The 23248-nt window shown below is 65.8% G+C and carries 20 protein-coding genes; 14 read left to right on the top strand and 6 right to left on the bottom strand.

Annotated elements, in window-relative coordinates; genetic code table 11:
- Positions 1–34 precede the first annotated feature (34 nt).
- The 9 genes from FHS74_RS19140 to FHS74_RS19100 all read left to right on the top strand — a co-directional run bounded on the left by FHS74_RS19140 (position 35) and on the right by FHS74_RS19100 (position 9478).
- Positions 35–1171, top strand: a complete 1137-nt coding sequence (locus tag FHS74_RS19140; protein WP_184803598.1) for an acyl-CoA dehydrogenase family protein — start codon at positions 35–37, stop codon at positions 1169–1171.
- Entirely contained in the window at positions 1171–2109 is a 939-nt protein-coding gene (locus tag FHS74_RS19135; protein ID WP_184803596.1) for an acyl-CoA dehydrogenase family protein, read from the top strand. Before FHS74_RS19140 ends, FHS74_RS19135 begins: the two co-directional genes overlap by 1 nt.
- The gene (locus FHS74_RS19130) at positions 2096–2911 is read left to right on the top strand and encodes an enoyl-CoA hydratase/isomerase family protein (RefSeq protein ID WP_184803594.1); all 816 of its coding nucleotides are present in this window, start codon (positions 2096–2098) and stop codon (positions 2909–2911) included. The genes FHS74_RS19135 and FHS74_RS19130 overlap by 14 nt, the downstream gene beginning before the upstream one ends.
- A gap of 117 nt (positions 2912–3028) precedes the next feature.
- Positions 3029–4114 carry an AraC family transcriptional regulator gene (locus FHS74_RS19125; protein WP_184803592.1) on the top strand — a complete coding sequence of 362 codons (1086 nt, stop codon included), beginning with the start codon at positions 3029–3031 and terminating at the stop codon, positions 4112–4114.
- Positions 4115–4212: 98 nt separating this feature from the next.
- Entirely contained in the window at positions 4213–5199 is a 987-nt protein-coding gene (locus tag FHS74_RS19120; protein WP_184803590.1) for an acyl-CoA dehydrogenase family protein, read from the top strand.
- Between the two features lie 55 nt (positions 5200–5254).
- Positions 5255–6703: an NAD-dependent succinate-semialdehyde dehydrogenase gene (locus tag FHS74_RS19115; RefSeq protein ID WP_184803588.1), complete on the top strand. Its 1449-nt coding sequence runs from the start codon at positions 5255–5257 to the stop codon at positions 6701–6703.
- An 11-nt stretch (positions 6704–6714) separates the two neighbouring features.
- Positions 6715–7512 (top strand): enoyl-CoA hydratase/isomerase family protein, encoded by a 798-nt coding sequence (locus FHS74_RS19110; protein WP_184803586.1) that lies wholly within the window; start codon positions 6715–6717, stop codon positions 7510–7512.
- Complete coding sequence (locus FHS74_RS19105; protein ID WP_184803584.1) at positions 7512–8669, top strand: acetyl-CoA C-acetyltransferase; 1158 nt, start codon at positions 7512–7514, stop codon at positions 8667–8669. The genes FHS74_RS19110 and FHS74_RS19105 overlap by 1 nt, the downstream gene beginning before the upstream one ends.
- Positions 8670–8716: 47 nt before the next feature.
- The gene (locus FHS74_RS19100) at positions 8717–9478 is read left to right on the top strand and encodes an SDR family NAD(P)-dependent oxidoreductase (RefSeq protein WP_184803582.1); all 762 of its coding nucleotides are present in this window, start codon (positions 8717–8719) and stop codon (positions 9476–9478) included.
- Between the two features lie 42 nt (positions 9479–9520).
- On the opposite strand, the gene FHS74_RS19095 is transcribed toward FHS74_RS19100, so the two are convergent.
- The 6 genes from FHS74_RS19095 to FHS74_RS19070 all read right to left on the bottom strand — a co-directional run bounded on the left by FHS74_RS19095 (position 9521) and on the right by FHS74_RS19070 (position 15400).
- The gene (locus FHS74_RS19095; protein WP_343066953.1) at positions 9521–10678 is read right to left on the bottom strand and encodes an acyl-CoA dehydrogenase family protein; all 1158 of its coding nucleotides are present in this window, start codon (positions 10676–10678) and stop codon (positions 9521–9523) included.
- A gap of 105 nt (positions 10679–10783) precedes the next feature.
- The gene (locus FHS74_RS19090; RefSeq protein ID WP_184803578.1) at positions 10784–11059 is read right to left on the bottom strand and encodes a hypothetical protein; all 276 of its coding nucleotides are present in this window, start codon (positions 11057–11059) and stop codon (positions 10784–10786) included.
- Between the two features lie 38 nt (positions 11060–11097).
- Complete coding sequence (locus FHS74_RS19085) at positions 11098–11340, bottom strand: hypothetical protein (protein WP_184803576.1); 243 nt, start codon at positions 11338–11340, stop codon at positions 11098–11100.
- Positions 11341–11345: 5 nt separating this feature from the next.
- Positions 11346–12182: an SDR family oxidoreductase gene (locus tag FHS74_RS19080; RefSeq protein WP_184803574.1), complete on the bottom strand. Its 837-nt coding sequence runs from the start codon at positions 12180–12182 to the stop codon at positions 11346–11348.
- A gap of 337 nt (positions 12183–12519) precedes the next feature.
- Positions 12520–12963, bottom strand: coding sequence for a MarR family winged helix-turn-helix transcriptional regulator (locus FHS74_RS19075; RefSeq protein WP_184803572.1), 444 nt, complete (start codon positions 12961–12963; stop codon positions 12520–12522).
- A gap of 145 nt (positions 12964–13108) precedes the next feature.
- Positions 13109–15400: a TonB-dependent receptor gene (locus FHS74_RS19070; RefSeq protein ID WP_184803570.1), complete on the bottom strand. Its 2292-nt coding sequence runs from the start codon at positions 15398–15400 to the stop codon at positions 13109–13111.
- A 491-nt stretch (positions 15401–15891) separates the two neighbouring features.
- Here FHS74_RS19070 and FHS74_RS19065 point away from each other — a divergent pair, with 491 nt between their 5' ends.
- From FHS74_RS19065 to FHS74_RS19045, 5 genes are read left to right on the top strand one after another with little or no spacing between them, the layout of a single operon-like run.
- Positions 15892–17295 (top strand): FAD-binding oxidoreductase, encoded by a 1404-nt coding sequence (locus FHS74_RS19065; RefSeq protein WP_184803568.1) that lies wholly within the window; start codon positions 15892–15894, stop codon positions 17293–17295.
- Positions 17296–17322: 27 nt separating this feature from the next.
- Positions 17323–18591: a (Fe-S)-binding protein gene (locus FHS74_RS19060; protein WP_184803566.1), complete on the top strand. Its 1269-nt coding sequence runs from the start codon at positions 17323–17325 to the stop codon at positions 18589–18591.
- A complete protein-coding gene (locus FHS74_RS19055; protein WP_184803564.1) occupies positions 18588–20273 on the top strand; it encodes an FAD-binding oxidoreductase in 1686 nt (561 codons plus the stop codon). Before FHS74_RS19060 ends, FHS74_RS19055 begins: the two co-directional genes overlap by 4 nt.
- Positions 20270–21775, top strand: a complete 1506-nt coding sequence (locus FHS74_RS19050) for a class I adenylate-forming enzyme family protein (RefSeq protein ID WP_184803562.1) — start codon at positions 20270–20272, stop codon at positions 21773–21775. Before FHS74_RS19055 ends, FHS74_RS19050 begins: the two co-directional genes overlap by 4 nt.
- 42 nt (positions 21776–21817) lie before the next feature.
- On the top strand, positions 21818–23242 hold the full coding sequence (locus FHS74_RS19045) for an aldehyde dehydrogenase family protein (protein ID WP_184803560.1): 1425 nt from the start codon (positions 21818–21820) through the stop codon (positions 23240–23242).
- The last annotated feature ends 6 nt before the right edge of the window (positions 23243–23248 follow it).

Raw genomic sequence — 23248 nt, 5'->3', positions numbered from 1 at the left:
GTGGCGCGCCCGCCCAAGAAATGGAACCGCACGCATGGACTTCAGCTGGAACGAGGAACAACGGGTGTTCCGTCAAACGGTCCGTGATTTCCTGGCCCGGCATCTGCCGGCCGATTGGGAAAGCCTGGCCCATGGCCCCGGATCGGCCTCGCAAACCGCCTTTTCCCGGAAATTCTGCGCCCATCTGGCCAGCGCGGGCCTGTTGATCCCCCACTGGCCCGCGCGCTGGGGCGGCCGTGATGCCGACCCTTGGACCGCCTTCCTCTTGGCGGAGGAGATGTGGGCGGCCGGAGAACCACGCGGCGGCCAATACATGAACGTGAACTGGATCGGCCCCACCTTGATGCGCTTCGGCACGCCGGAACAGCAGGCGCGCCACATCCCCCCCATGGCGCGGGGCGAAACGCTGTGGTGCCAAGGCTTTTCCGAACCCGAAGCCGGATCGGACCTGGCGTCCCTGCGCACGCGGGCCGAGCCGGTTGACGGGGGCTATCGCATCAACGGCCAGAAAATCTGGACCTCCTACGCCGGGGAGGCCGAAACCTGCTTCCTGCTCGCGCGGACCGCCCCGGGCAAGGGCGGCATCTCCATCTTCCTCATCCCCATGGACACGCCCGGCATCACCGTGCGCCAAATCCCCAGCGTCATCGGCGAGGGCGATATCCATGAGGTCTTCCTGGATGACGTGTGGGTGCCCGCCGACGCCATGCTGGGAACGGAAGGACAGGGGTGGTCCATCGTTGGCGCCGCCCTGTCGCTGGAACGGGTCGGCATTCCCCGGTTCGCGCTGGCCGCCCGCATGCTGGACCGGGCTGTGGGCAAGCTGAAACGGTCGGGCGCCTTCGTCGGCGGCGTGCCTACCCAGGCGGCCAGGGCCAAGGCGGCATGCGACATGTCCAGGCTGTGCGCCTACGGCATCATCGATCGGCGCCGCCACGGCGTCCCCGCGGGCCCCGAAGCCAGCGCCGCCCGCTACGCCACCGTCCTGGCGGAACGGGCCGTCGCCGAGTTCGTCGTGGAACACTGCCCTGACGCGCTGGCCGGAGGCGACCCCATGTTGCTGGCCCATCACCAGCGCGCCATCGTCGCCGGCATCGCGTCGGGTGCTGCGGAAATCCAGCTGAACCTGATCGCCACCGATCTTTTACAGTTACCGAGGGAGCCGCGCTGATGGATTTCCGGCTCAACGATGACCAACTGACCCTTGCCACGGCGCTGGACCGCCTGGCGGATGGATATCGCGAAAAGCCCATCGAGTTCCACGGCTTCGCCCTGAGCGCCGAGGGGTTGGACCAGGATCTCAGCGACGCGGAGTTCTTCGATATCGCCACCTTCCCCGACCTGGGGCCCGTGGCCGCCGCCCTGGCGGTGGAAAGGCTGGCGCGCCTGCCCTACGCGGCGGAAACGGCGCTGTCGATGCTGGTGCGCCCGCATTTGCGCGGCGGCACCCTGCCCCGCCCCTTCGCCCTGGTGGAAAATGGCCAGGCGGGACGCTTCGTCGCGCAAGCCCGGACCCTGCTGATCCGCACGGGCGAAACGTGGGAGATCGCCCACCCGGGTTCCGGCGACGTGACGGCGGTGGAAACGATCTTCGCCTATCCGATGGGCCGGCTGACCGGTTCGGTGGGACGCTTGCCCCTAAGCCCGGCGGAAGCGGCGACAGTGCGGCGCTGGGTGCGTGTCGCCATCGCGGCGGAGGCGGCGGGCCTGATCCAGGCCGCCATTGACAGCACCGTCACCCACCTCAGCGACCGCAAGCAGTTTGGGCGGCCATTGGGCAGCTTCCAGGCATTGCGCCACCGTATGGCGGAATGCGCCGTCCTGGTTGGCGGCCTACACTGGCTGGCCCTGCGCGCCGCCGCCACCGCCGACGACGGCGACGCGGCCCTGGCGGCATTCCAGGCCCAGGATTGCGGGGCGCGCGTCGCCTATGAGCTCCACCAGATGCTGGGCGCCATGGGAATGACACTGGAACACCCGCTGCACCTCTGGACCTATCGCCTCAAGGGGCTGCTGTCGCTGATGGGTGGACGGGAAGCGCAAGCCGGCGCGGTCGGTATCCATTGCTTTCCCTCAGAAACTCAAAGGAACGGTCATGGCGCAGGATGATCCCGGGGCGCCGCTGTTGGTCACCGTGACGGACGGCGTGGCACTGCTGACCCTGAACCGCCCCGAACGGGGCAATTCCTTGAGCCCCGACCTGTTGCTGGCCTTGGAACAGGCATGGCGGCGGGTGGATTCCGACGCCGACATCCGCGTCGCGGTCATCACCGGCGCGGGCGACCGGCATTTCTGCACCGGCGCCGACGTGTCGGCCCTGAAGGTCGGCATGGGCGGCTTGCAGAACCAGCCCTATGCCGTGGCCAATCGCTTCTCCCCCCGCATGTGCCGGTTGGCCAAGCCGGTGGTCTGCGCCGTCAACGGCTTGGTCAATGGCGGCGGACTGCATTTCGTCGCCGACTGCGACATCGTCGTCGCCGGCGCCCACGCCCAATTCATGGACACCCATGTCTCGGTGGGCCAAGTGTCCGCCCTGGAATCGCTGGGCATCGCCCGCCGGGCGGGGCCGGGCGCGGCGCTGCTGATGGCGCTCAGCGGCCGGTCGTATCGCATGACGGCGGACCGGGCGTACGCCCTGGGCATGGTCGACCTGCTGGAACCCGACGCCCCCAGCGCCTTGAAACGGGCGTTGAGCCTTGCCATAGGCATCGCCGCCAATTCTCCACAAGCCACCGCGCTGACCAAACGCGCCATCTGGGCGGCCACCGAACTACCTGATCCGGCCGCGGCCGAGTTCGGCTGGGAATTGCTGAAGTCGCACTGGAGCCACCCCGACTTCACCGAAGGTCCCATCGCTTTTCAAGAAAAGCGCCAGCCCGACTGGAACCCTGATCCCAACGCCCGCCGTTGAACTTGCCTGTGGATGCACTGCCCCCCGGGCCCGATTGCCAGCCCCGCCCCCTGTCGCCATCATGGTCCGACAGCGGCCACGGAGCATGCTCAGGGAAGGGCCGGGAAGGGGAGATCGATGGAAACCCACGCGACGGGAGAAGAGCCCGCTGGCACGAGGGCGCGCGCGCCAGAAGCCCGGTTCGACGCCCTGAATTCCCAATCCTTGCGGTTCCTGCCCGACTTGGTGCGTGACCTGGGCGGCGATCCCACTGCCCTGTTCCGCAAGGCCCGCATCAGCCCGCAGGTAGTGGATCGCCGCGACTCCACCATCGCCTACCGGTCCTTCGTGCAGATGCTGGAACTAGCGGCGGCGGACCTGAAACGCCCTGATTTCGGGATGCTTCTGGCCCAGCGCCAGAGCGGGCACAAGGTCATGGGGCCCATCGGCATCGTCATGAAGAACTCCGCCACCGTGGGCCAGGCGCTGGGTTATTGCGCCAAGCACATCCACGCCTATTGCCTGGCGACACGCGTGCGCTTCGAACCAGACCGGCGCCAGCACATCCTGTTCGTGCGGCTGGAGGTCCTGCTGGATGGGTTGCCGCAACGAACGCAAGCGGTGGAGCACGCCCTGTTGCTGGCGCACCGGAACATCATCGAGATCTCCGGCGGCCGGGCCGCGGTACGGCAGGTCCGTTTCCAGCACGAACCGCACTCCAGCCCGGCCAGGTACCGGGAGCATTTCGGTTGCGACGTCCGCTTCGGCCAGCCATCGGATGGCATCCAGGTGACGGAGGACGATCTTCTCTGCCCCGTGCAGGAAGCGGATGAACAGATCTATGAGATGGCGACCTCCTACATCGACAGCCACTTCCCCCAAGGCGCGCCACCGACCCACGCCCTGGTACGCGAATTGATCCGCCGTCACCTGGCCGATGAGAATTGCCGCAACGAATTCATCGCCGCCGAACTCTGCATGCACGCCCGCACGCTGCAGCGTCGCCTGAAGGACGAGGGCACCACGTTCGAGGATCTGAAGGATGAGGTGCGCCGGGGAATGGCGCTGCATTACCTGCTGAACAGCGGCCTGCCCCTAGCCCATGTCGCGGAAAAGCTGGGATATGCCGACACGTCGGTGCTGACGCGCAGCTGCAACCGCTGGTTCGGCACATCCCCTCACCTGCTGCGCCAGCAGGACCGCACCGGTTCCGTGGCCCACTGAACAGCCGGTGTCGCCTGCTGTCGACCCTTCGTCACCTAAAGCGAAGGGGGCCGGGCGTATGATCCCACCAGCGAAATCAAGGAAGGCTGCATCGCATCATGGACGCGAGCGAGCGGTATCATCCCGCCCCGGACCAGCGCGCCCTGGTGGGTGCCCTGGGCGACACGCTGGCGGACCTACTGCCCCTGGCCCGCCTACACGGCACGCCGGAAGCGAACGGGGGGGAGGAAAGCGCCGCCGCCTGGTCCGCCCTCCAGGAGCTGGGCCTGTTCGGCATCGCCCTGGCCGAGGATCGAGGCGGCAGCGGATTGGGCGCCGTGGAAGAGGCGCTGATCGCCCGGGAACTGGGGACGCGCCTGGCAGCACCCACCATCTTTGCCACCCTCGGCGCCGCCCATGCGCGCGGGCTCGACGGCCTGCAGGAGAAGCGGATCACGACCGGATATCGGCGCGACGATCATCTTGTTTTCATCGCGGATCGGAACGCGTCCCTGGTGCTGCTGCGCGACGGCGACGCCAGCCGGATCGTTCCGGTTCCGGGTGAAGGCCAGCTGCTGGACGGACAGCATTGGCTGGCCGAGATACGCCAGGCCGCGATCCCGGAAGCGGCCGTCGCGATCTTCGACGATGCAGGCGTGCTGCGTCTGCGGCTGAACGATGCCGCCGCCTTGGCCGGCATGGCGCAACTGGCGACCGACATGGCAGTGGACTACGCCAAGCTGCGCACACAGTTCGGCCGCCCCATCGGCAGCTTCCAGGCCGTGAAGCACCATTGCGCCAACATGGCCATCGCCGCGCGCACCGCCGGCGACCTCATCGGCTTCGCCGCTGTGGCGCTGGATGACGGGCGACCCGACGCCGCCTTCCAGGTTGAAAGCGCCCTGCTGACCGCCGGGTCCGCCGCCATCGGCAACGCCGGCCTGAACATCCAGATCCATGGCGGCATGGGCTTCAGCGATGAGGCCGATCCGCATCTGGTGCTGAAACGGGCGCGGCTGCAACTGGCCCTCGCGGGCGGGCTGGAGGCGGCGAACCATCGCCTGGCGGCCTTGCCCCCAATGCCGGGCGCGCCCGGTCACATGTGACCCAAAAAAGCGGCCCAAGCCCTCCCCGCCTTATCGCCCCGGAGCCTTATCCCCAATGACTTGGAATTTGCGTGATCCCGACCTGCTGCGCGAGGCCTGCCTGATCGCGGGCCGCTGGGTCGGCCAGGGGGCCATCCCGGTGCGGGATCCGGCCACCGGCGGCGTTCTTGCCCATGTGCCGGATTGCGACGGTGAAAGGGTGGATGCCGCCATCGTGGCGGCGGCAGACGCCTTGCCCGCCTGGCGGGCCCGCACCGCCGCCGACCGGGCTCGCATCCTGCGGCACTGGTTCGATCTGGTGACGGCGGCACGGGAGGATCTGGCGCTGATCCTGACCAGCGAGCAAGGCAAGCCCTTGGCCGAAGCCCGGGGAGAGATCGGCTATGCCGCCGCCTACATCGAATGGTTCGCCGAAGAAGCGCGGCGCCTTTACGGTGAGGTCATACCCAGCCCCCGCGCCGATGCCCGCATCATCGTGCTGCGGCAACCGGTGGGCGTGGTTGCCGCCATCACTCCCTGGAATTTCCCGGCCGCGATGGTGACGCGCAAGGTGGCCCCGGCCCTGGCGGCCGGCTGCACCTTGGTCCTGAAGCCGGCGAGCCAGACACCCCTGACCGCCTTGGCCCTGGCGGTGCTGGCCGAAAGGGCCGGGCTGCCGGCCGGGGTCCTGAACGTCGTCACCGGCGCGGCGCGCGTCGTTGGGGCGACGCTGACGGCCAGCCCCCTGGTGCGCAAGTTGAGTTTCACTGGCTCCACCGCTGTCGGGAAGCACCTGATGGCCCAATGCGCCCCCACCATGAAGCGGCTGTCGATGGAACTGGGCGGCAACGCGCCCTTCATCGTCTTCGACGACGCGGACATCGACGCGGCCGTGTCAGGCGCCATCGCCTCCAAATACCGCAACAGCGGCCAAACCTGCGTCTGCGTGAACCGCTTCCTGGTCCAGCGGGGTATCGCCGATCGCTTCGCCGAGAAGCTGGCGGCGGCGGCCAGCGCACTGGCCGTCGGCGACGGGCGGCGGGACGGCACAGCCCAAGGGCCACTGATCGACCAGACCGCCGTGGCCAAGGTCGAGGAACATATCGCCGACGCGCTGGCCCGAGGGGCCACCCTGTTGACCGGCGGCCGGCGTCACGCGTTGGGCGGTGGCTTCTTCGAGCCGACGGTACTGTCGGGCTGCACACCGGACATGCTGGTGGCATCGGAAGAGACGTTCGGCCCCCTCGCCGCCCTATTCGCCTTTGACACCGAGGATGAGGCCATACGGCTGGCCAATGACACGGAGGTCGGCTTGGCCGGCTATTTCTACACCCGTGACCACGCGCGGATTTGGCGGGTGGCCGAGGCGCTGGAGGTCGGCATGGTCGGCATCAACAGCGGGATGATCTCAACCGAGGTCGCCCCCTTCGGCGGCATCAAGCAATCGGGAATGGGGCGAGAGGGCTCCCGTCATGGGATCGAGGATTACACCGAATTGAAATACCTGTGCGTGGCCGGGCTTTAGGGGAGGATTCCATGACACAACCGTTGCTGTTTGAACAAAAAGGCCCCGTCGCCCACCTGACTTTGAACCGGCCGGACGTGGGCAACGCCATCGACGTGCCTTTGGCGCGGGCGCTGATGGAAACCGCCATCCGATGTGACGAGGACGACACCATCCGTTGCGTGACCTTGCGCGGCGCGGGGCGCTGCTTCTGCGTCGGCGGCGATATCGCGGGTTTTTCCCAAGCCGGCAACGCGTTGCCCGGCCTGCTGAAGGAATTGACGGCCTATGTCCACATGGCCGTCAGCCGCTTCGCCCGCATGCCCAAGCCGCTGCTAACCATCGTCAATGGCGCCGCCGCCGGCGCGGGCATGAGCTTGTCGTTGCTGGGCGACATCGTGCTGATGGCGGCATCGGCCCGCTTGACCCCCGCCTATGGCGGGGTCGGCCTGTCCCCCGACGGCGGCCTCAGCTGGGTGCTGCCGCGCCTGGTCGGCCTGCGGCGGGCGCAGGAGATCATGCTGGGCAACCGCGCGATCGAAGCTCGCGAGGCCGAGGCCATCGGCCTGGTGACCCGGGCCGTGGCCGATGCGGACCTTGCGGACGAAAGCGCGGCGATGGTCGCCCGGCTGGCCGCAGCGGCGACGGGAGCAGCCGGGCGGACACGCGTCCTGCTGCGCGACAGCTTTGACACCAGCCTGGAGCGCCATCTGGAGGCGGAGTCTCGCGCCATGGCCGATACCGCCAAGTCGGCGGAGGCGCAGGAAGGTGTCGCTGCCTTCCTGGCCAAACGCAAACCCGTGTTTCACGCCCTTGAAGGAGAGCTTTGATGCCTGAGGCCTATATCGTGGCGGCCGTGCGCACCCCGGGTGGACGCCGTGGCGGGAAGCTGGCCAGCTGGCACCCGGCTGACCTGGGCGGCCTGGCCCTGTCCCAGGTGGTGCATCGCGCCGGCATCGATCCGGCGGCGGTGGACGACGTCGTTTTCGGCTGCGTCAGCCAAATCGGGGAACAGAGCTTCCACATCGGGCGCAATGCCGTCCTGGCGTCCAGCCTGCCCATCAGCGTGCCGGCCGTGTCCATCGACCGCCAATGCGGATCATCGCAGCAGGCCATTCATTTCGCGGCCCAGGCCGTACTGTCCGGCACCCAGGACGTGGTCATCGCCGCCGGCGTGGAAAGCATGACCCGCGTGCCCATGGGCACGCCCACGCGGCTGGCCGAGGAGGCGGGCCTGGGAGGGCCCTGGCCATCGACCATCCGCGACCGCTTCCGCGTGGACGGCTTCAGCCAGTTCACCGGCGCCCAGATGATCGCCGACAAATACGGCCTGAGCCGCGAGACGATGGACCGCTTCGCCCTGTCGAGCCACCAGAAGGCGGCGGCGGCCATCGCCGCGAACGCCTTCGCGGACGAATTGCTGCCCGTGCCCATCCCGAGCGGCGTGCACACCCAGGACGAGGGGGTCCGCCCCGACGCCTCTTACGAGGCCATCGCCGGCCTGAAGACCCTGGTTCCCGGCGGTACGCTGACGGCCGGTAACGCCAGCCAGATGTGCGACGGGGCGGCCGCCGTGCTGGTGGTGGGGGAGCGGGCGTTGAAGGACCATAGGCTGACCCCGCTGGCCCGCATCCACACGCTGACAGTTGTGGCGGGCGACCCGGTCACCATGCTGGAGGAACCGATACCCGGAACGGCAAAGGCCCTGGCCCGCGCCGGGCTTTCAATGGCGGACATCGACCTGTTTGAAGTCAACGAGGCCTTCGCCTCCGTCGTCCTGGCCTGGCAGCAGGCAACCGGCGCCGACCCGGCGCGGGTCAATGTCAACGGTGGGGCCATCGCCCTGGGCCATCCCCTGGGCGCCACGGGGGCCAAGCTGATGACGACGCTGGTCCACGCGTTGCGCGCGCGGCGCGGCCGCTATGGCCTGCAGGCCATGTGCGAGGGCGGTGGCATCGCCAACGTCACCATCGTGGAGGCCCTTTGACCGTCCCCTCCCATTTCCCGGCCCCGTAGAATTTGGAGCGTATCGACATGCAGATCACAGGACTGGCCGCCATCGTCTCCGGCGGCGCTTCCGGCCTTGGGGCCGCGACGGCGGCCATGCTGGCGCGCAACGGCGCCAAGGTCACTCTGTTCGACCTGAACATCGAGGCCGGCCGACAAACGGCGGCGGCCCTCGGCGGCCACTTCATCGCGGTGGACGTCACCGACGACGCCCAAGTGGCCGCGGCCGTGGCGGAGGCGGAAGAGCACAACGGCAAGGCCCGCATCCTGGTCAATTGCGCCGGCGTCGCCCCACCCGCCAAGACGGTGAACCGCGAGGGACAGCCCCATTCGCTGGATGTGTTCCGCAAAGTCATCGCCATCAACCTGATCGGCAGCTTCAACACCCTGTCCAAGGTCGCGGCACGCTTGGCCGACGCGGAACCGCTCGGCGAAGAACGTGGCGTGCTGATCAACACCGCCAGCGTCGCCGCCTATGACGGGCAGATCGGCCAGGCGGCCTACGCGGCGTCTAAGGGCGGCGTGGTCGGGATGACCTTGCCGATCGCCCGGGATCTGGCGCCCCTGGGCATCCGGGTCATGGCCATCGCCCCCGGCATCTTCATGACGCCCATGCTCGCCGGCCTGCCGGTCGCAGCCCAGGAATCACTGGGCAAGCAGACCCCCTTCCCCAGCCGCCTGGGCCATCCGGACGAATACGCCCAACTGGTGGAAAGCATCATCCGAAACCCGATGCTGAACGGGGAGGTCATACGCCTGGACGGCGCCATCCGGCTGGCACCGAAATAAGAGGTGGCGGACCGTTCGATGCCTGGCCGAACGGTCGCCTATTCAACGTGGTCCCTTGGGTAGGCCCAGCAGCCGTTCACCGATGATGTTGCGCTGGATCTCGGCCGTGCCGCCGGCAATGGTCTCGGAGAAGGCGTCCAGGTAGGCATGGGCCAAGCCATGGGCTCCCACGACCCCAGGCGCGTCCAGGCCATATAGATCCATAGCGGCGGCCGTCACCCGCTGGGCGAATTCGGCGAAACCCACGCGCACCATCGATCCGCCGGCGTCCGGCACGGAATCCGCGGACTCCAAGGCCAGACGGTAGGCCATGGCCCGTAACGCCGCACCCTCGGCCCGCAGTTGCGCCAAGCGGGCCCGCAGTGCCGCGCGATCCACGTCGCAATCCGTCAGCAGCCGCTCCACCGTCAACGTCAAGCCGATCAACAGGGCCAGGCTGGCCGTGCCGCGTTCAAACGCCAGGGTCGACATGGCCGTCGCCCAGCCGTTGCCGACACCGCCAACGACGTTGCTCAACGGAATGCGGACGTCGTCATAGAAAACCTCACAGTATTTGCGGGGACCCGCCATGGTGCGGATGGGCCGGACGGTGATACCAGGCGTGTCCATCGGGCAGATGACCCAGGTCAGGCCGGCCGATGGTTTGTCACCGGCGCCGGTGCGCACCAGCAGTTCCTGGAAATCCGCGATGTCGGCGAAACTGGTCCATATCTTCTGGCCGTTGACGATCAGGTGATCACCTTCGATCCGTGCCTTCGCCTTGATGCCTGCCAGGTCGGAACCGGCGCCGGGTTCAGAAAATCCCTGGCACCAGATGACCTGCCCTTTCAGGATGGGCGGCAAGTGGCGGGCTTTCTGGTCCGGCGTGCCACAAGCCATCAACGTCGGGCCCGCATGGTTCAGGCCCACGAAAGAGGCGTCCAGCGGGCTGGGCGCGCCGGCGCGGGCGTATTCCTCGTACCAGATGATCTGCTCCAGCACGGACGCCCCACGACCGCCGAAATCCCCTGGCCAGGATATGCCGGCCCATCCACCCTCGGCCTGGCGACGTTGCCAGGCCAGAACGAAGGCGCGCTGCTCCGGACCGTCCGCCGGCGGCGGTTCTGTCGGAACATTGCCAGCCAACCAGCGGCGCGCCGCCAGCCTGAATTCAGAAGCGGTTGCGTACAAGGGGGGGCCCTTTGCGGAAAATAATCTCACGCCAACAGGGTATTGGATGGCGTCGCCGTCGTCTGCGGCCCGGGGCGACAAGGTCTGTACAGTTGGTGACAAGGCCGCACCGGGGACAGCGGCCGGGGGAATCCCTCAGGAGCGGCGGCGGGGCCCACCGGGGCGGCGCAGGTTTAGGAAAAGCGCAGCCATGGCCGCCCCCGCGCCCACGAAAGGCGCGCCTATGAACCAGATCATGAAGAACGCGTACTGCGACATCCCAATGAGCAGCAGGAACAACGCCAGCGCGGCGATGGCCCCGAGGGCGGCCAAGGCCATGGACCAGCTGACGACGGACAGGGACACGATGGAAGGATCACCATCTTCCATCGGTTCCAGATCGCTATTTCCACCATCCCCATCGTCCGCCATGCCACCCCCTGCCGATACCCCCTGAACCGCCGGGCCTTCTAACGGCGCTCGCCGGATAGCCGCAGATCGGCGTAAGGGGAATGATCGATCCCGACCTGGAAGTTCGTGGCCACCACCAGCCCCGCGCGATGCGCCGCGTGCCGGGCCCACGAACCCGCGCCGGCCAGTCCGGCCCCGTCCAAGCCGGCACGATCCAGCAAGGGCGGCATGACCAGCGCGCTGATGGAAAATGAGGTCACAAGCGCCAACAGCCCCGGCAGGATGGAATTCGCCCTCATCATGCCTTTCACCCTCCCCGTTGGCGCATGAACGCGACACCCCCGCCGTCCACCCGAAGATCGCACCCGGTGATGAACGACGCCTCATCACTTGCCAGGAAGCGCGCGGCCATGGCGATGTCCGTCGCGCGTCCCGGCCGCCCGGCCGGTGTCGCCTCGGCGAATTGCCGTGTGCCCGGCGTTTCGGCCAGTTCCCTGCGACCCATGGGGGTGAGGATGACCCCGGGCGAAATTGAAACGATGCGCGCGCCCCGCCGCGCCCACGCCACCGAATGACGCTCGACCAGGCGGATCACCGCCCATTTGCTGAGCGTGTAGCTGAGGCCCGCGGCACCGGCGGCGCCACCGGTCCCCATGTCGTCGATGGCCGCCATCGTCCGATCGAGAAAGCCGGCAGCCAGCGGATCATCCAAAAGAGCCGAAATATCGCGCGGAGGCGCCGCCATATGGCCGGCCATGGACGCGACGACGATGGCAACCGAGCCCAGCGACAAGATCGGTTCCATCCCGCGTAACAGTCTCTCCGTCGCCACCAGGTTTACGGTCATGATGGTACGGGCGTCCGCCTGCGCGGGCGATAGACCCGCGGTGTGAATCAGCGTCACCGGCGAACCGGTGCCGAGCGCGCCCATCATATCCGCCAGCAGCGCCTCATCCCCCAGATCGCCGGCGTGGGTGGCCAGGACCGTATAGCCCTCCTCCCGCAGATCGCCCGCCAAGGCCTCGAGCCTCGTCGCGTCCACATCGGTCAGCACTAGGTCCTGGGTCGCACCGAACAGCCGGGCGCACGCTTGCCCCATGCCGCCGGCGGAACCGGTGATCAAGACCCTGCGTCGGCTCTGCATGACATCCCCTTCTTCCGCGCCCGGTACCCACACCATCCGCCATGATCCCCCGCCGCGCACACCAGGAAGGCTGCCGCGCACCTCCGAGAACCACGTCGGATTATACGGTACGGAAGGAAGGTCGTCCGGGGCTCCGCGCGACAAGCTTTCCACAATTGGCGACATGATGCCGTCGGTTGTCGGGCTGGTAGGTCTCCCGGCCGCCGCTGTCGGGGGCGGGACTGCCCGACCCCGGATGATCATCGACTTTCCACCGCGCTCTCGAACGCCAACTCAAAATGGGCACGACCCGACGATGACTACAATCCCGAGGACAAATGGTTGAACCTCGTCACGGTTACGGTTCGCCCCAGTCAAGATTGAGGGCGATGCGCAAGACCTCGAGGCGATCGCTGCCGATTATTGCCGACAGGCGCGCCTCCAGATGTTCCATGGCCTCAAGTACCAGATGAACGCTTCTATCATTTTCCGGGTTCAGACTGAGAAGCACACCGCGCTTGTCGTCGGGGTCTTCGCTTGAAATGATGGCACCTTGGCTTACAAGTTCGCTCACCATTTTACTCACGGCCTGCCGGCTGATCCCCAGATTCGCGGCCAACTGGTTGGGCTTCTTCACGCCCATGGCCACGTTGGCGATCAACATCGTTTGGGATCTAGGGTGCGCTTTCGTACCGTGCTCATCAAAATATTTTCTGATTCCTTCATCGAACCAGTAAAGAGCCTTCAGTATCTGAAGGATTATCGGTGGTCTCTTCGAGAAGACTTCCGGTCCGTCCGTCATTATCCACAATCTTTCAAGCGTCCATCGGATCGCAATCCACCACTTCTTTTGCGAGCCAGCGGATGCGACCGGCGGCGGACAAGCGCCATCGACAAGGACATCCGCTGGTGCGCAATCTATAGTCAGTTCAAAAAGCGAACCAGGGTCAATATTTGACGGTGGCGCGTAGACCGTAGGTGCGTGGCGCCCTGATGTTGGCATAGTTCAGGCCATTGCCGAACGCCTGGTTGGGCTGCAGGCTGCTGGCGACCACCGCCTGGTTTTCGATGTTGTTGATGTACGCGGTGACGGACCATCGATCATCGGCCGCGTTGTAGGTCAGCCTGGCGTTGGACATGTGGTAGCCGCCCTGCACCTGCTTGGACAGGTAATCGTAGGACGTGTCGTAAGAGGCGGACAGATAGACGTCGGCCGCCGCCGTCAGGCCGGAACCATCGGCGAAGGCGAACTCATGTTCATAGCCAAGGTTGGCCGTCCAGCGCGGGGCGTTGGTCGCGGGCTTGCCGCTGCAATTCACCGAGTAGATGGCTGACGGCGCCACGGGCGCGGGGGAGGCACCCGCCGAGGCGTTGGTGTACGCGCACCCCACGGAGGGAGGGGCGCCGAAGGTCGAGAAATAGCTGTAGGTGAAGCTGGTGTAACGGCTATCGGTGTATTGCACAGTGGCCGTCAGCAGATCCTGCGCCGTGGCCTTCCACCGGCCCTCAACTTCAAAACCCCGGATCCGTGACCGGCCGACATTTTGCGTCACGAAGATGGGCGCGTACGGATTGCTGGATGAGCCCGTGACCGTCGGCGCCAGATAGTTGATCTGTTGATCGCGGTATTCGTAGTCGAAGGCTTCGACGTTGATCTGCACCGTGTTGTCCAGGAAGCGGTTCTTCATGCCCACGCTGTAGGCGGTGAGATGCTCCGGGTTGTAGGTGTCCGGCCCGACACTGGCGTAGAAACCGCCCGCTTTGAAACCGGTGCCGATATTGGCGTATAGCAGGGACTGGGGCGCCAGATCGTAGTCAACCCCCACCTTCCAGGTCGCGGCGTTCCAGATGCGGTCGTCGGCGCGCGACACCAGGTCGGGCTTCAGGGGGGAAAAGACCGACGTGCCGAATTGGCTGTCCTGGCTTTTTTCCTCATGCGTGAAGCGACCGCCGCCGGTCAAGCGCAGACGATCGGTCACCGCGTAAGTCAACTGGCCGAAGGCCGCCATGGTCTCATCAGTCAACTTGCTGTCCACGATCGATTCCGTGACCCAGCTATTATAGTCTTGATTGGCCGCAACATCCTCCGTGAAATAATAGACGCCGGCCAGCCAAGTAAGGGGGGACGATTCACGGGAGGAGAGGCGCGCCTCGATGGATTTCTGCTTTCCGTCCGACGTGACCCGCGTGGAGCCGGGTGCGTAGGTCAGATAATCCTCCTCCACTTGACGGTAGGCGGGGATGATGGTCAGGGTCGCGAAGCTGAAATCGTGGGTGATCTCCGCGTGGGTTCCCCAGAACTGGTTATCGACAAAGCCGTCCGTCTTGGCGTTGCTGATCAAGGGGTTGTACGCGGAGACGGCGGGCAGGCCGGCGTAGTAGGCGGCCACCGACCGGCTGTCGGCCGGACCTATCCAGGGATTGTCGCTATCGACGAAGGGGTACTGCACGAATGCCGATCCCTTGCCCCCGCGATGGTAATAGTCACCGGAGAGGCGCACCCGCCAGTCCTCGGTCGGCTCCAGCAGCAGTTGCAGACGCCCGGCCTGGCCTTTGTCGTCATTATACCCATCGGAAAGGTAGCCCTTGCGGTCGATGACCATGCCGGAGGCACGTAAGGCGGCCTTGTCGCTGAGCGGCACGTTGACATAAGCGTCGCCCTTGCGCAGGTCGTAGTTGCCGATCTCCAGGGTGGCCGCCGCCGACAGTTTGTCCAGCTGCGGTGTTTCAGGCAGCACGTTGAGGGCGCCGCCCGACGCATTGCGCCCATAAAGCGTGCCTTGGGGGCCTTTCAGCACTTCCACCCGCTGGACGTCATAGAAGACACCGTTGGCGCCAGCCGGGCGCGAGATGTAGACTCCGTCGAGGTTGAACGCCACGGACTGTTCGGCGTAGGCGTTGGACGCGAAGGTGCCCACGCCGCGCAGGTAAATCTGGGGCACGCCGCCGACCGCGGGGGCGATCACCACGGACGGCACGCTGCGCGTCAAGTCGGACACGTCAGCCACACCGCTGTCCCTCAGCGCCGTTCCCGCCAAAGCGGACACCGCGATGGGCGCGTTCTGCAGGCTTTGCTCCCGCCGCTCCGCCGTGACCACGATCTCATCCAACTGGGTGGTGGGGCCGTTCGCCGGCGTTGCGGTGGATGGCACGCCAGCGGATTGGGCCACTGCGTCCAGATTTGAGCAGGCGAGTGCGATGGCGACGCCCGACGTCGCGAGGCGCGTAAGCTTGCGCATGTTTCCTCCCTGATGCGGCTTCTATTGGCCAGTCCCCGGGCATAGGACGTCCTGTGCCGGAAACGTCCGGCGCGCCACCATGTGGCGTGCTGGAGCGATCTCAGGCATACCAGATTGTCAACTAAGATGACAAGCTTCTGGTCCGCTTCCGCCAGTGGATCGTATCGATGGATATGTATTGAAATTTTCAATATAGGGCTGTGACTCAGCATACCGCGCTGTATATGGTGAAAAATCTTATCTTATTCGCGCTTGCCTTTGCATTAGAGAACTCCGCGACGCCGAACCATAAAGTAAACTAAGTTGACAAAAATGGCGACTGGGCCTTAAGATCCGCGCCATCGGATGGCCCCGCCGCCCCCGGAGGATGATGATGCAGGGCGGATGTGAGGCTCCGGCAAAACCGGGAGGATACGGGATTGAAGGCAGAATCGCCTGTGGCGCCGCCGCCAGCACCAGCCGCGCCGATCAGGAGAGTTTCCGCGCCAACCATGGCAGCGCCGATCGCCGCCTATGCGGGCGCGCACGCGACCGGTAGCGAAGCGGAACCGCTGGCGGTGCATAAGCCCCAAGACGTTGAACAAATTCAGGCGCTGATCAAGCGCTGCCGGGCCGCCAAAACCCCCATCACCACCTTCAGTTCATCAGGACCTGGACGCAGACGGGGGGCCACCTCTTCCAGGAAGTCAGTGTTCCTGGACCTGTCGGCGATGAAACGCGTCTTCCATATCGACGCCCAGGATGCGGTTGCCGTCATTGAACCAGGCGTCACCTTCGCGGAACTGGATGCGGCCCTGGCGCCGCATGGGCTCAGAACTTTCAAGCCCTTGGCCCCCCGCCCCGGTAAATCGGTGATCGCCAGTTATCTGGAACGCGAGCCCATCCTCAACGTCAAAGAGCAATGGGACGTCCTTGACCCGCTCGGCGCGGCTGAAGTCGTTTTCGGCACGGGAGAGACCTTCCACACGGGAAGTGCCGCCGCCCCCGGGACCATGGATGAGCATTGGCGGGCCGGCATGCGCTACCTGACAGCCATGGGGCCGGTCGGCACCGACTTCATGCGTGTACTGCAAGGCGCCCAAGGCACTTTGGGCGTGGTTACCTGGGCCGCCGTCTTTTGCGAACGGCGGCCGACCATTGAGAAAAGCTATTTCATCGGCGCGGAAGAAATCGAGCCGTTGATCCAGATCTGCTCCGAGTTGAATTATCGCCGCCTGGGCGGGGCGATGTTCATCATGGATAGGAGTGAAATGGCCTTGCTCATGGTGGATGCGGCCAATTCCTATCAAGACGTCGCCGATCAGCTTCCCGCCTGGGTCCTGTTTGTGAGCCTCGCCGCCGCCGCGGAGTTCCCCCAGGACCAGATTTCGTATGAGGCGGCAGACCTGGCGGCCATCGCGGCGAAACAGGACTTGATGCCCGTGACCAGCCTCCGCGGGGTCGCGGCGGACGATGTCAGAACCCGGCTGGAAACGTCGTCCTCGCACGATCACCGGGCGGCGGCGGGGCGGGCCTACCGCGAACTCTTCTTCCTGACCCAAATCGACCGGGCACCGGGCTTCATCGCCAGGGTCAAGGCGCGCGTCCAGTCTGGCGCCAGCACCCCGATGCGCCTGGGCGTCTACCTGCAGCCGCGGCTGCAAGGGCGCAATTGCCATCTGGAATTCACGCTGGGTTACGGTGCTGCGGCCCCCAGGGTCGCCCAAATGGCCGCGTTGACCGCGACCGCCTTGGCTGAAGAGTGCGCGAAAGCCGGCGGCCTTTTCAGTCGGCCCTATGCGCCGTGGACCAAGATGGCGTTCGAAAACCACCAAGCCCTGGTGCCCTTCCTTCGACATACCAAGCAGATGTTCGATCCCGACGGCATCCTCAATCCAGGCCGCCTCTGCTTCTGACGCGCCTCAGCCGAATTGAGACAGAAAATGCAGCATCTTCAAGAACGTGCCGGATATCTGGAGGCCTGCACCCGGTGCTCCGGTTGCAAATGGGTCCCCAATATCGAGAGCGACGAGTTCGCGCAGATTTGCCCCAGCGTCCACTATGGAAAGTTCCATCCCTATAGCGGGGGTGGAAAGATGATCAACGCGTATGCTTTGTTAAAGGGTCTCATCAACTACGATGATGCGCTCATCGACACCATCTATTCATGCTCGAATTGTGGTGGGTGCGATGTGGCGTGCAAGGCCAACTTTGGCGACGCGTACGAGCCGCTGGCCGCCCTTTATGCGCTGAGGCAGCAGGTCGTCGCCGATGGTCAGCTACCGGAACCGCTCAAGCGGTTGCTAGCCAACCTTCGGGCGACGGGCAACCGCTTTGGATATCCGCCCGCTTCGCGCGGGCGATGGTGCGCGACGGTGGACGTCAAGCGGTGGCCCGACCAAGCTGCCGACACGGTGCTGTATGTTGGCGACTTGGCGTTCGACGAGGGGGCCTGGCCGCAACTCCGCGACGTGATCCGGCGGCTGGGGGCGGCGGGTGTCGATGTGGCCATCGCCGGTGAGAACGAAGTCGATCTTGGCGGACTGGCGTTCGATATCGGTGACGGCGGGCAGGCCCGGGATTTGGCGGAGGCTTTCCTGCGCCAAGTGCAAGGGTGCCCGCCTCGGCGCCTCATCATCTGCGATGACCAGGCGTTCGCGGCTGTCAGGAACGTCTTTCCCCGGCTGGGCCTCGTCATGCCAAATGTCGAAACCCTGCATCTCACGGAATGGCTCAGCGGGAATTTCACCGGCGCCGCCCGGGAGAGGCAGCGGGTAACCTACCACGATTCCTGCCGCCTGGGGCGCCTTGGCGAGGCCGTCCAACCCTGGCGGGGGAACTGGGAGGTGCATGAGCATTACCTCAAGGTCAGGACCCCCCCGGTCCATACCAACTTCGGGGCCGGCGTCTATGACGCGCCCCGGCATCTACTGACCGCGGTGAACGCCGAAATCGTCGAGATGCCGCGCAACCGGGAGTCGGCGTTCTGCTGCGGCAATGGTGGCGGGGCCAAGGAGTTCAATCCTGATTTCGCCCGCAGCGCAGGCCGGGAGCGCCTGCGTGAGGCCTGCTCGACCGGGGCGGAGCTGCTGATCAGCAGCTGCGGCGGCTGCGTGGGTCATTTGAAGCAGATCGCGGAGGAAGACGGCCTCGGCATCGGCGTCATCAGCCTCATGGACTATCTGCGCCAGCGTAGCGGGGAACAGCAATGAGCACGATCAACGAAGCGCTGGGCGCCTTCCGCGCCATCGTCGGCCAGGAGTTCGCGCGGGCCGACGTGGCGACCCTGAGCAACTATTGCTGGAACGGCGGGGTTGGGGCTGTGCCCGGCCCGAAGTTCAAGGCGTGGCCGGCCGCCGTCGTCATGCCGCAGTCGACCGAGGAGGTGGCCGCCGTCGTCAAGGCCTGCGTCAGGTTCGGTCTAAACTATCGCGCGGTCAGCACCGGCAACGGCGCGATGTACGTGAACCAGAAGCCCGGCGGCATCGTCATTGATCTTGCCCGCATGAACCGCATCGTGAAAATCGATCCCCTGAACCAGATGGCGGTGATCGAGCCTTACGCGACGGCGGGCCGCCTGCAGGCGGCGGCCATGCGGCACGGCCTCACATGTCATATCATCGGGGCCGGACCGGGCCATTCACCGCTGGCCTCCGCCACATCCATGCTGGGCATCGGCATCACCGGCGCCAGCACGGGGCAAAACGCCCGCAATCTGCTTGCGCTGGAGTGGGTGACCCCAGAAGGCGAGATCGTCCGCATCGGTTCTGACGGCGCCGACAATTGGTTCAGTGAGGAAGGGCCCGGCATCGGCTTCCGCGGCATGGTGCGGGGATATGTGGGCGCTCATGGCGCTTTGGGCGTCTTCACCCGCATCGGGTACAAGCTCTATCCCTGGACGGGCGGACCCAAACTGCAGAAAACAGGGGTCTTCCCGCAGACGGGATGGCCCATCGGTGAAAACTTCCGCTTCTATGCCCCGGTTTGGGATACGGCGGAGCAACAGGCCGCCGCCACGTTTCGCCTGAACCAGGCGGGCGTCTGCTTCGCCATGCTGCGCATGCCGCCGGCGCACGTGGCCCTTTCCTTAAGCCGGGACACGATTGATCACGCCCAAGCCCACCGAACCGGCACCTTGCCGGAAATCGCCTGCGGCGAAACGCGGTTCTGCTGGCAAATCCTGACCATGGGCCATTCCACCGCACAGGTCGCGTTCCAGGAAAAGACCGTCCGCCATATCGTCTCGGCCACGGGAGGCAGGTTCCTGGAGGTGGCGCCCGAGCATGCCGAGATATTGGCGCGCGGCCTGGTGACATCCCAATACGTGGCCCGGGTGTCCCGCATCGCGGTCGCGGCGACCAGCTACGGCGTCGCCGAGTCCTGGAACCTATGGCCCGAGGCGGTGCGCGCCGCCGAGACGCTCGTGGCTGCCAGCCGCAAGGCTGGTGAGGCGTGCACCGAAGGGACGGAGGGGCATTGGGCCTGGCCCACGGAAAGCCGCCAGCTTTGGACGGAAAGCGTGCTTTCCAGCTCCCCCGACGAGAAGGGGTACGCGGCGACCCTATCGGCATTCATCCGCTCCATCCATGAGATGCAGAAGAACAAGATGGGCGTCGCGGCCTTCATCGCCGGCCCGGTGGTGGATCTGTTCGGGCAGAGATACAGCCGCGCCAATTCCTGGATGCGCCGCATCAAGGTCCGCTTCGATCCCGGAAACCACGCGGACGACACTTTCTATATCCCATCAAAGCAATCAATCGTTTCCAAGCTCTGGCCGGTCATTTCAAAAATCCTGTTCACGCGCTTTGGCGAAAAGCTGTTGGCCGGTGCGATGCGGGGCGCGGCAAAGGCGACATTCCAGGGCAAATCCGCACGGCCCGGGGGCGCCCCATGACCGCGCAGGGCACGATCGCCCCGCTGCTGGCGCGGGCGTCGGCGCGGTTCGGCGGGCGCGTGGCCCTCAGCTTCCTGGGCGGCGCCTCCCATACCTTCGACCAGACCGATGAACTGGCGGGCCGTGTCGCGTCCGGCTTGGCGGCGAAGGGGGTGGCGCGGGGCGACCGCGTCCTACTGCATTTGCCCAACAGCATCGAATGGGTCGCGGTCTATCACGCCATCGCGCGATTGGGGGCGGTCATCGTGCCGGCCAATGCCATGGCGACCGTCGTTGAATTGCGCTACATGGCGCAGGATGCCCAGGTGGCCGGTATCGTGACCTCCGCGGCCAACGCCGCGGCCTTAAGGGCTGAGGAAGCGCCCTTCGTGGTGGGTTGTGGCGCCGATGCCGATGGGGATGGCTTCCTCAGCCTGGCGCGGGCCGCGTATCGCCCGCCTGCCAAGGTCGCCCCCGATGACCTGTTCACGATCTGCTATACCTCGGGCACCACCGGACGGCCGAAAGGGGTGATGCTCAGCCACGGCAACGTCTTCCAAAGCATGGCGGGCACGGCGACGTTCCATGTCAGGCATGGCGGCGACGTGGCGTTCTCCGCCCTGCCATTCCCCCACGTCTACGGCAACATCGTGCTCAACGCCGTTTTCCTGACCGGGATGCGCCTGATCGCGGCCGCCCGTTTCGACGCCGGGGAAGCGTTGCGCACGATCAGCCGGGACGGGGTGACCCTCTTCGAGGGGGTGCCGACCATGTATTATCAACTGCTGGCGCACCCCGATCTCACCACCGCCAACCTCACCAGCCTCTCGCGGTGCACGGTCGGCGGTCAGACCATGCCCCTGGCGAAGCAGCAAGCGGTGATGGCCCGGCTTGGCTGCCCGCTTCTGGAATTGTGGGGCATGACCGAGCTTGCCGGCCCGGCAACGACCCATTCGCCTTGGTGGGTGCCGCGTCCCGGCACGGTTGGCCTGCCCTTGCCCGGTGTCCAGGTTCGGATCGCCAGCCTGTCGGCCCCGTCCATCGACCTGCCGCCCGGGGAGGATGGCGAGGTCTTCGTGCGCGGGCCGCTCACCACCCGGGGGTATTGGAAGCGTCCCGAGGCGACGGCGGAGGTGCTCGACCGGTCGGGGTGGCTGGCCACCGGTGACATCGGGCACCTGGACGCGGACGGCTACCTCACGGTGGTGGACCGGAAGAAGGACATGATCCTGACCGCCGGCTACAACGTGTATCCGGCCGAATTGGAACGGGTCATCGCCTTGCACCCCGGGGTCAAGATGGTGGCGGTCGTCGGCGTTCCCGATGAGGACAAGGGCGAGGTGGCGCATGCCTTCGTCGTCCCCATGGACGACAAGGCCCCGGACGCTGACGAACTGCTGGCCCACTGCCGGCTGCATCTGGCGGCCTACAAGGTGCCGCGCCGGGTCAGCTTCGTGGACGACCTTCCCAAGACGGGCACCGGAAAGATCATGCGCGGCGCGCTTCGAGCGCCGACCGCCTGAGCGGCCAACTGACAGACAAACCAACCAATAGGGAGAACGTCGATGAAGGTCGATTTCGATCGCGATTACGCCATGACCATTGCCGGTCAGCCTGTCCTCAGCCAGCGCGGCCTGGAATTGGTCAACCCAGCGACGGAGGAGGTGATCGCGCGGGTCCCCGACGCCGACCGCGAGCAGTTGGAGGCCGCGGTCGCGGCCGCCGCCCGCGCCTATCCCGCATGGTCGGCGCGCCCCTGGGAGGAACGGCAGGCCCTGGTGAAGACGATCGGTGACGTCATTGAGGCCCATGCCGAGGATTTCATGCGTCTGCTGACCCGGGAACAAGGAAAGGCACGCGCGGGGGCGGAGTGGGAGGTCGGCGGTTCCATCATCTGGTGCCATGAAATCGCCAAGCAGGCCTTGGCGCCCAAGGTGGTCGAGGAGGATGGGGGCCGTAAGGTGGAGACGCGAAGGGTACCGCTGGGGGTGGTGGGCGCGATCACCCCTTGGAACTTTCCGCTGCTGCTCGCCATCTGGAAGATCGCCCCCGCCCTGCTCGCGGGGAACACGATGGTTCTCAAACCGTCGCCCTATACCCCCCTATGCACACTCAAACTGGGGGAACTCTTGCGGTCGGTACTGCCTGAGGGCGTTCTGAATATCGTGTCCGGGGGCAATGAGTTGGGCGCGTGGATCACGGCCCACGAGGGCATCCGCAAGATCAGCTTCACCGGGTCGACATCGACCGGAAAGTTGATCATGAAGGCGGCGGCCGGCAACCTGAAACGACTGACCTTGGAATTGGGGGGCAACGACCCAGCCATGGTCCTGCCGGACGTCGATGTCAAGGCGACGGCCCAGAAGCTGTTCTGGGCGGCCTTCCAGAATAGCGCCCAATTCTGCGTGGCGGCGAAGCGCCTCTATATTCACGAGGCCATCTATGACGAGATGGCGGCAGCGCTGGTCGAAGTCGCCCGCACCATCAAGGTGGGCGACGGCGCACACCCGGAAACCGACCTGGGCCCTATCCAGAACAGGATGCAATACGAGAAGCTGAAGGTTCTGTTGGATGACGCCCACGCCACCGGCCTCCGTTTCCTTCTGGGCGGCGAGGTCCCAGAGGGAAAGGGCTACTTCGTTCCGATCACGATCATCGACAACCCGCCAGATACGGCGCGCGTCGTTACCGAGGAGGCGTTCGGGCCGATCCTGCCCTTGCTCAAGTTCAATGACCTCGACGAGGTGGTGGCTCGGGCCAATGATACGGAATACGGGCTGGCGGCGTCGATTTGGAGCAAGGACATCGGTATGGCTCAGAAGCTAGCCGCCCGCATCGAAGCGGGCACCGTGTGGATCAACGAGATTCACAGCTTCTCGCCCCATGTGGAATTCGGCGGGCACAAGCAGTCGGGCTTGGGCATCGAAAATTCACTCGATGGATTGGCCGAGTACACGAATGTCCAGACGATAGTGACCAATGGATTGTGAATTGAT

It is taken from the genome of Nitrospirillum iridis, assembly GCF_014205765.1.
In the GTDB taxonomy this organism is placed as follows: Bacteria; Pseudomonadota; Alphaproteobacteria; order Azospirillales; family Azospirillaceae; genus Nitrospirillum; species Nitrospirillum iridis.
This window is presented reverse-complemented; position numbering and strand designations above follow the sequence as displayed.